This window comes from Streptomyces sp. (assembly GCF_031178505.1).
GTDB lineage: Bacteria > Actinomycetota > Actinomycetes > Streptomycetales > Streptomycetaceae > Streptomyces > Streptomyces gulbargensis.
The window spans coordinates 1-7,734 of the sequence record NZ_JAPSIW010000297.1 but is presented as its reverse complement, the minus strand read 5'-3'; the positions used below and the strand labels follow the sequence as shown (position 1 = coordinate 7,734).

The 7,734-nt window shown below is 73.9% G+C and carries 7 protein-coding genes and 1 pseudogene; 7 read left to right on the top strand and 1 reads right to left on the bottom strand.

Translation table 11 applies throughout. The features are described from left to right. Positions 1–676, top strand: a 676-nt coding sequence (locus RIF68_RS19755; RefSeq protein WP_309052609.1) for a PP2C family protein-serine/threonine phosphatase, incomplete at its 5' end; no start/stop codon positions are given. Positions 677–869: 193 nt separating this feature from the next. After that, positions 870–2,330 carry an aminopeptidase P family protein gene (locus tag RIF68_RS19750; RefSeq protein WP_309052608.1) on the top strand — a complete coding sequence of 487 codons (1,461 nt, stop codon included), beginning with the start codon at positions 870–872 and terminating at the stop codon, positions 2,328–2,330. Between the two features lie 493 nt (positions 2,331–2,823). Here RIF68_RS19750 and RIF68_RS36520 read toward each other — a convergent pair. After that, a pseudogene (locus RIF68_RS36520) lies at positions 2,824–3,114 on the bottom strand (ATP-binding protein); the annotation flags it as partial. A gap of 272 nt (positions 3,115–3,386) precedes the next feature. Between RIF68_RS36520 and RIF68_RS19740 the strand changes: the two are divergent. From RIF68_RS19740 to RIF68_RS19720, 5 genes are all read left to right on the top strand, one after another. Then, positions 3,387–4,169 (top strand): hypothetical protein, encoded by a 783-nt coding sequence (locus RIF68_RS19740; RefSeq protein WP_309052606.1) that lies wholly within the window; start codon positions 3,387–3,389, stop codon positions 4,167–4,169. Positions 4,170–4,319: 150 nt separating this feature from the next. Beyond that, on the top strand, positions 4,320–5,084 hold the full coding sequence (locus tag RIF68_RS19735) for a YcnI family protein (protein ID WP_309052605.1): 765 nt from the start codon (positions 4,320–4,322) through the stop codon (positions 5,082–5,084). A gap of 40 nt (positions 5,085–5,124) precedes the next feature. Beyond that, positions 5,125–5,862, top strand: coding sequence for an SCO family protein (locus tag RIF68_RS19730; protein WP_309052604.1), 738 nt, complete (start codon positions 5,125–5,127; stop codon positions 5,860–5,862). Next, entirely contained in the window at positions 5,859–6,317 is a 459-nt protein-coding gene (locus tag RIF68_RS19725) for a copper chaperone PCu(A)C (RefSeq protein WP_309052603.1), read from the top strand. Before RIF68_RS19730 ends, RIF68_RS19725 begins: the two co-directional genes overlap by 4 nt. Before the next feature lie 24 nt (positions 6,318–6,341). Continuing rightward, positions 6,342–7,734: copper resistance protein CopC (locus tag RIF68_RS19720; protein ID WP_309052602.1), on the top strand; the 1,393-nt coding region annotated here is incomplete at its 3' end.

Here is a 7,734-nt window from a genome sequence, read left to right as displayed (position 1 = left end):
CGGCCGGCTCGCGGCCCGGCATCGCCCCGGTCCGCGCGGGGGCGGCGACTGGTACGACGCGCTGCCGTGGCCCGAGGGCGCCCTCGGGCTCGCCGTGGGCTCCGTCACCGGATCCGGACCGAGCGCGCTCGCCGCCATGGGGCGCCTGCGCGCCTCCCTGCGGGCGTACGCGGTCATGGAGGGCGAGGACCCGGTGGCCGTCCTCTCCGACCTGGAGCTGCTGATGCGGGTCACCGAGCCCGCGCGTGCGGCGACCGCGCTGTTCGCCTACGCGGAGCCGGCGCGGCGCAGGCTGGTCCTGGCCGGGGCCGGACACGCCCCGCCCCTGATCATCGGGGACCACCGCACCACCTTCGTGGAGACCACGCTCTCCGCCCCGCTCGGCATGCTCTCCTGCTGGGAGGCGCCGAGCGTCGAGCTTTCTCCCGCACCAGGAGAAACGGTGCTGCTGTACACCGACGGGCTTCTGCGCCGCACCGGCGACCCCGTGGACCGTGCCTTCGCCCGGCTGCACGCGGCGGCCTCGGGCGTACCGAGGGCGGACCGGGCCGACCCGGACGCCGTCGTGGACCACATCCTGCGGGCCCTGCTGCCGGACGGGCCGGACGCCCGCGCGACGGGCCGCGGCGGGCCGGGCGACGACGACGTGGTGCTGCTCGCGGCCCGCTTCGACTGACCGCGCGGGACGGCGCCACCCGCACGCGCCGCTCCCCGGAGCCCGCACGGCCCGGCCCGCCGGTCGACGCCCCTCGTCGCGCAGCGGGCACGGCCGGTCGCTGCCCGTCGGGGGCCTTCCGGCCCTGGGGGACCCCTTCCGCACGACCGTACGATGGTGGGGGTTCAGTGTCGTACCAGGAGGAGGCAGACCCGTGGCCGAGGAGCTCACCCCGGAGACCCCGGAAGAGACCGAAGACCAGCCGATCAAGCAGCGCAAGAACGGCCTGTACCAGGGCGTCTCCGACGAGCTCGCCGAGAACATGAAGTCCGGCTGGGCCGACACCGAGCTGCGGGACCTCACCCCCATCCCTCAGGCCGAGCGGACCGCCGCCCGCCGGGCCGCGCTCTCCGCCCGCTTCCCCGGCGAGCGCCTGGTGATCCCCGCCGGCAAGCTCAAGACCCGGTCCAACGACACCGAGTACAGCTTCCGGGCCTCCACCGAGTACGCGTACCTCACCGGCGACCAGACTCAGGACGGCGTCCTCGTCCTGGAGCCGGTGAAGTCGGGCCACCGGGCCACGATCTACCTGCTGCCCCGCTCCGACCGGGAGAACGGCGAGTTCTGGCTCGACGGCCAGGGCGAGCTGTGGGTCGGCCGCCGCCACTCCCTCACCGAGGCCGAGCAGCTCCTCGGGATCCCGGCCAAGGACGTGCGCGAGCTGCCCGAGCGCCTGAAGGAGGCCACCGGCCCGGTCCGCGTCTTCCGCGGTCACGACGCCGGCATCGAGGCCGCCCTCACCGACAAGGTCACCGCCGAGCGCGACGAGGAACTGCGCGTCTTCCTCTCCGAGGCCCGCCTGGTCAAGGACGACTTCGAGGTCGCCGAGCTGGAGAAGGCCTGCGCCGCCACCGCCCGCGGCTTCGAGGACGTCGTCAAGGTCCTCGACAAGGCCGAGGCCACCAGCGAGCGGTACATCGAGGGCACCTTCTTCCTGCGCGCCCGCGTCGAGGGCAACGACGTCGGTTACGGCACCATCGCCGCCGCCGGCCCGCACGCCTGCACCCTCCACTGGGTCCGCAACGACGGCACGGTCCGCTCCGGCGACCTGCTGCTCCTCGACGCCGGCGTCGAGACCACCGAGCTGTACACCGCCGACGTGACCCGCACCCTGCCGATCAACGGCCGGTACACCGACATCCAGCGCAAGATCTACGACGCCGTGTACGAGGCGCAGGAGGCCGGCATCGCCGCGGTGAAGCCGGGCGCCGCCTACCGCGACTTCCACGACGCCGCGCAGCGCGTGCTCGCCGAGAAGCTGGTCGAGTGGGGCCTGGTGGAGGGCCCGGTCGACCGCGTCCTGGAGCTGGGTCTCCAGCGCCGCTGGACCCTGCACGGCACCGGTCACATGCTCGGCATGGACGTCCACGACTGCGCCGCAGCGCGCACCGAGGCGTACGTCGACACCATCCTGGAGCCGGGCATGTGCCTGACCGTGGAGCCGGGGCTCTACTTCCAGGCCGACGACCTGACCGTGCCGGAGGAGTACCGGGGCATCGGCGTCCGGATCGAGGACGACATCCTCGTCACGGAGGACGGCAACCGGAACCTGTCGGCCCAGCTGCCGCGCCGGTCCGACGAGGTCGAGCAGTGGATGGCCGCCCTGAAGGGCTGACCCCTCGGCACCCGCGCCGAAGCCCCCGCCGGTCCGCCGGCGGGGGCTGCGGCGTTCAGGCGAGGAGGAGGGACGGGCTGTCCTTCCACTTGAGGATCTTGTCGAAGCTGACCACGGCTCCCCCGAGACCCGAACGGTTGCCGAATTGCACGTGGTCCGCGAGTTCCTCGATCAGCCGCAGGCCCCGCCCGCTCTCGGCCTCGGCGAGGGCGAGCGCGCCGAGCGGAGGACCGTCGAGCACGGGGCCGCCGAGCACGGTTCCGACGAGGGCGGCCGGTGCACCGGACCCGGAACCGTCCGGACCGCCGCCACCCGCCACCGGCCCACGCGCCGCGGGCCCGCGCGTCGCGGTGTCGGCCGCGGCTGAGCCGTCCGTTGCGGGGCCGTTCGTGGCCGGGCTGTCCGTGGCAGGGCCGACGCTCAGGGAGCCGTCCGTCAGGGTGCCGTCCGTCGCGGGGCCGCTTGCTCCGGAAAGGCCCGCCACCGGTCGGCGGCCGACCCCCGGGAAGCCCGGGCCCGAATCGGCGACCTCGATACGGCAGGTCTCGCCGTCCAGGTAGGCCGTGACCCGGTACGCCTCCGAGGCCGCGCCCCGGCCCGGCCCCGTACCGGCGCCACCGCCGTGCTCGACCGCGTTGGCGCAGGCCTCAGTGAGCGCGACGGACAGGTCGTACGACACGTCGGGATCGACACCCGCCGTCTCCATCGTGCCCATCAGGAGCCTCCGGGCGAGCGGCACGCTCGCCGCCTCGCGCCGCAGATGGAGTGACCACCAGATGCTCATGCTCCAGCCTCCCGGCAGCGGCTCGACATACCGATACGTATTGCCCTGCGCACCGGTCCGTAAGCCCCCCGTGAGGACAAGAGCGCTCGTTCGGCGGATGCACCGGCCCGGACGCCGGTGTATGACGGGGGCCGCACCGGGGCGAACCCGGCCGCCGCGGAGCGGCCGGCACCCCACGGCCCCAAGCACCGCAAGTCGAGCAAGTCCCCCAAGTACGACCTTACGGACCTGCCTCCTGCCGGGGACGCCCGTGGTGCGATGATGGGCCCGCCATGTCTGCCCCGCCGCTCGCTCCACGGCTGCTGAGGGCCGCGGTGTTCGCCGCGGTCTGCGTCGTGCTGTCCGGGCTCGGGCACGCCCTCGCCGCCTGCGCGGGCATCGCCCTGTGGTCCCTGCTCGCCGGTTTCCTCGGCGTCTTCGGGACCGTCCTCCTCTTCACCGACCGCGAGCGGTCCCTCGGCTTCGTCGTGGGTGCCCTCGCGGGCGGGCAGCTCGGCCTCCACGTCCTCTTCGGCGCCGGCCAGCGGCACCTCGCCCTGAGCGAGCAGGCCGACGACGCCCTCGTACGGCTGGCCGCCAAGCTGGTCTGCGGGGCGAGCGCGGCGACCCTCGGGCCCGCCGAGGCGGCCCGGATCGTGCGGGACGCCGGGCTCGACCCGGCGGCCGCCACCGCCGCCGCCCACGCCCACCCGGGCGCCGCGGCCGGGCCCACCGCCGAACTGCTGCCCAGCCTGCCCATGCTCCTCGGGCACCTGCTCGCCGCCCTGGCGACCGGCTGGCTCCTGCGCCGCGGCGACCGCGCCCTCGTGGGTCTCGTCCGGCTCTCCGAGCAGGGCGCCACGGAGCTCGCCGGCTGCGCGCCCGTCCGCGCGCTGCGGGCCGCGCTCCGCCTCGTACGGGCCCTGCTCGCCGGTCTGCCGGCCGCACCCGGCACCGGACCGGGGCCCCGGCCGCGTGCCGCCTCCGACTCCTCGCCGCCGCCGGTGGCCGAGGCCCTCCAGCACACGGTGATCCGCCGCGGCCCGCCGGCCGCCGCCTGCGTCCTCGCAGCCTGACGCGGTCCGCTCCTCCGGAGCGGGACCGCGGCCGTCCGCACGCCCGGCCGGGGCCCACCGGCCCGCGGCCCGTCCGGGACCCCGTTCCCGTGGCGCGACACGGCGTGCCGATCACCCTTCCGTCCCTCCGAGCTGGAGTGTCCTTACGCCATGAACGTTTCCCGTGTCCTCGTCGCCGGTGGCACCGCCGCCGCCTCCGTCCTGCTGCTGTCCGGCACGGCCTTCGCACACGTCGGTGTGCAGCCGCAGGGCGAGGCCGCCCAGGGCGGCTACGCGACCGTGAACATCAAGGTCCCCAACGAGCGCGACAACGCCTCCACCGTGAAGGTGGAGGTCAACTTCCCCCTCGACCACCCGCTCGCCTCGGTGATGCCGCAGCCCGTCCCGGGCTGGAAGGCGGAGGTGACCCGGACGAAGCTCGACAAGCCGCTGGAACTCCACGGCAAGAAGATCAACGAGGCGGTCTCCAAGGTGACCTGGACCGCCGACGGTTCGAAGATCGGTCCCGGTCAGTTCCAGCAGTTCCCGCTCTCCCTCGGCCGGCTGCCGGAGAACACCGACCGGCTCGTCGTGAAGGCCATCCAGACGTACGACAACAAGGAGGTCGTGCGCTGGATCGAGGAGCAGAAGGACGGCGCCGAGGAGCCGCAGTTCCCGGCCCCGGTCCTGAAGCTCGCCCCGGCCTCCGGCGACCACCACGGCGGCGCGGCCACCACCGCTCCCGCCCCCTCGGCCACGGCCTCCGGCGCGGACGCCGGCACCGAGGACAGCCACGCCGACACGGCCGGCGACGAGAAGACGGCCGCCGCCTCCTCCAGCGACACCACGGCCCGGGTCCTCGGCGTCATCGGCATCCTGGTGGGCCTCGCCGGCGTCGCCTTCGGTGTCCTCGCCGGACGCCGGCGCTCGGCCTGACGGCCGCCCCTCTCATCCGCAGAACTCGGAAAGAAACATCATGTCCGTAAAGAAGACATCCCCTGCGGCGTCCGGGGGTGAGCAGCGCGGTACGGCCCGTCCCGGGCGGCGTACCCCGCTGATCGTCGCGGCCGTCGCGATCGTCGCCGCCCTCGGCATCACCGCCGCCGTCGGCCTCGGCGGAGGGGACGACAAGCCCGCCCCCTCCGGTGTGGTCGCCCAGGTCTCCGGGGGCTCCACCACCACGAAGGCGGCCACGGTCCTCGACCGGCCGTTCACCAAGCCCGACCTCGTCCTGACCGACACCAAGGGCGAGACGTACGACCTCCGCGAGCGCACCCAGGGCAAGCCGACGCTCATCTACTTCGGCTACACCCACTGCCCCGACGTGTGCCCGCTGACGATGAGCAACATCGCCGTCGCCAAGAAGAAGCTCCCCAAGGCGGACCAGGAGAAGCTCCAGGTCGTCTTCGTCACCACCGACCCGGAGCGGGACACCGCCGCCGAGCTGGCCAAGTGGCTGCCGGCGGCCGGTGACCCCTCCTTCGTCGGGCTCACCGGTGACTTCTCCGCGATCCAGGCGGGCGCCCGCCAGATCGGCATCGGCATCGACCCGCCGAAGAAGGAGAAGGACGGCACGGTCGTCTCCATGCACGGCGCCCAGGTGATCGCGTTCTCCCCGAAGACCGACCAGGGCTACGTCCTGTACGGCGAGAACACGACCGTCGAGGACTACGCCAAGGATCTGCCGAAGCTCATCAAGGGGGAGAACCCGTGACCCGCCGCACCACCGTCCTGTCCGCCGCCGCCACCGTCGCGCTCGCCGCCTCGGTGGCGCTGACCGGCTGCTCCTCCGGCGGGGACGAACCCCGGCTGAAGGTCAGCGGGGCGTTCATCCCGCAGCCGGTCTCGGACATGGCCGGAGGCTTCCTCACCATCACCAACAGCGGCGGCGCGGCGGACAAGCTCACCTCGGTCACCAGTCCGCTCTCGGACGACGTCACCATCCACGAGACCAAGAACCAGAAGATGGTGGAGGTGCCGTCCTTCGACATCCCCGCGAACGGGAAGCTCACGCTCGAACGCGGCGGCAACCACATCATGTTCATGGAGCTGAAGTCGAAGCCGAAGCAGGGCGACAAGGTCCGTGTGGAGCTCCACTTCGAGAAGTCGGACCCGATCGAGGTGGAGGTCCCCGTCGAGGCCCCCCACCACAACCCGCGGCAGCACTGAGCTCGTTGACGGAGTGACGCAGAGATGACAACCACCGCCCCGCGCCTCGGTACCGCCCTGGCCCGGCTGCTGCTCGTCGCGGCCGCGCTCCTGGGCACGCTCCTCGCCGGCGCCGCCCCCGCCTCCGCGCACGCGGCGCTCACGGGGAGCGACCCGAAGGACGGGGCGGTGGTCGCCACCGCCCCCAAGGAGGTCAACCTCACCTTCTCCGAACAGGTCGCCATGAGCGCCGACTCGATCCGGGTCCTCGACCCGGCGGGCCGGCGCGTCGACACCGGGGAGATCATCGACCTGTGCAGCGGTGCCGTCGTCCGGTACGGGGTGGCGCTGCGCGCCGGACTCCCGGACGGCACGTACACCGTCGCCTGGCAGACGGTCTCCGCCGACAGCCATCCCATCGCCGGGGCCTTCACGTTCTCGGTCGGGGCGCCCTCGGCGACCTCGGTCGCGCTGCCCGAGCGCAGCCCGGGCGGCGGGTTCGTCGGTGTGCTGTACGGGATCGCGCGCTACCTCTCGTACGCGGGCTTCGCCGTCCTCGTCGGCGGCGGCGCCTTCGTGCTGGTCTGCTGGCCGCGCGGCGCGGGCGTCCGGCCGGTGCAGCGGGCCGTCGTACGGGGGTGGCTGACCCTGACCGGCGCCACCCTGGCCATGCTGCTGCTGCGCAACCCGTACACCGGCTCCGGTGAACTCGCCGACGCCTTCGACCTGGCCGGGCTGAAGGCGGTCCTGGAGACCAAGACCGGTGCCGCCCTCACCTCCCGGCTGCTGCTGCTCGGCGCGGCCGCGCTGTTCGTGGCGGTCCTCTTCGGCGCCTACGCCCGGAGGACGGACCCGAAGGAGCGCAAGGACCTGGCCTTCGGGCTCGGTCTGGGCGGGACGGTCGTCGCGGCCGGCATCGCGGGGACGTGGGCACTGGCCGAGCACGCCTCGACCGGTCTGCAGCCCGGCATCGCCATGCCGGTCGACATCCTGCACCTCCTGGCGGTCGCCACCTGGCTCGGCGGCCTCACGGTGCTGCTGGTGGCGCTCCACCGGGCGCCGTCGGTGGAACGCGCGGCCGTCGAGCGGTTCTCGAAGGTCGCCTTCGGCTCGGTGGCCGTCCTGGTGGCCACCGGCGTCTACCAGTCCTGGCGCCAGGTCGGCTCCTGGTCCGCGCTCACCGGCACGCGGTACGGGCAGCTGCTGCTGGTCAAGATCGGCCTGATGGCCGTGCTCGTGGGCATCGCCTGGATCTCCCGCCGGTGGACGCACCGCCTCGCGGACCCGACCCCCGGGGCCACGGACGGGGACCTGGCCGACGCGGACGTGACCGACGCGGACCGGCCCGGGCGGGACCTGGCCGACGGGGACCTGGCTGCCGGCGAGCCGGGCCGGGGGCCCGGCGAGGACGAGGACGCGCCGGAGGACGGCGGCGCAG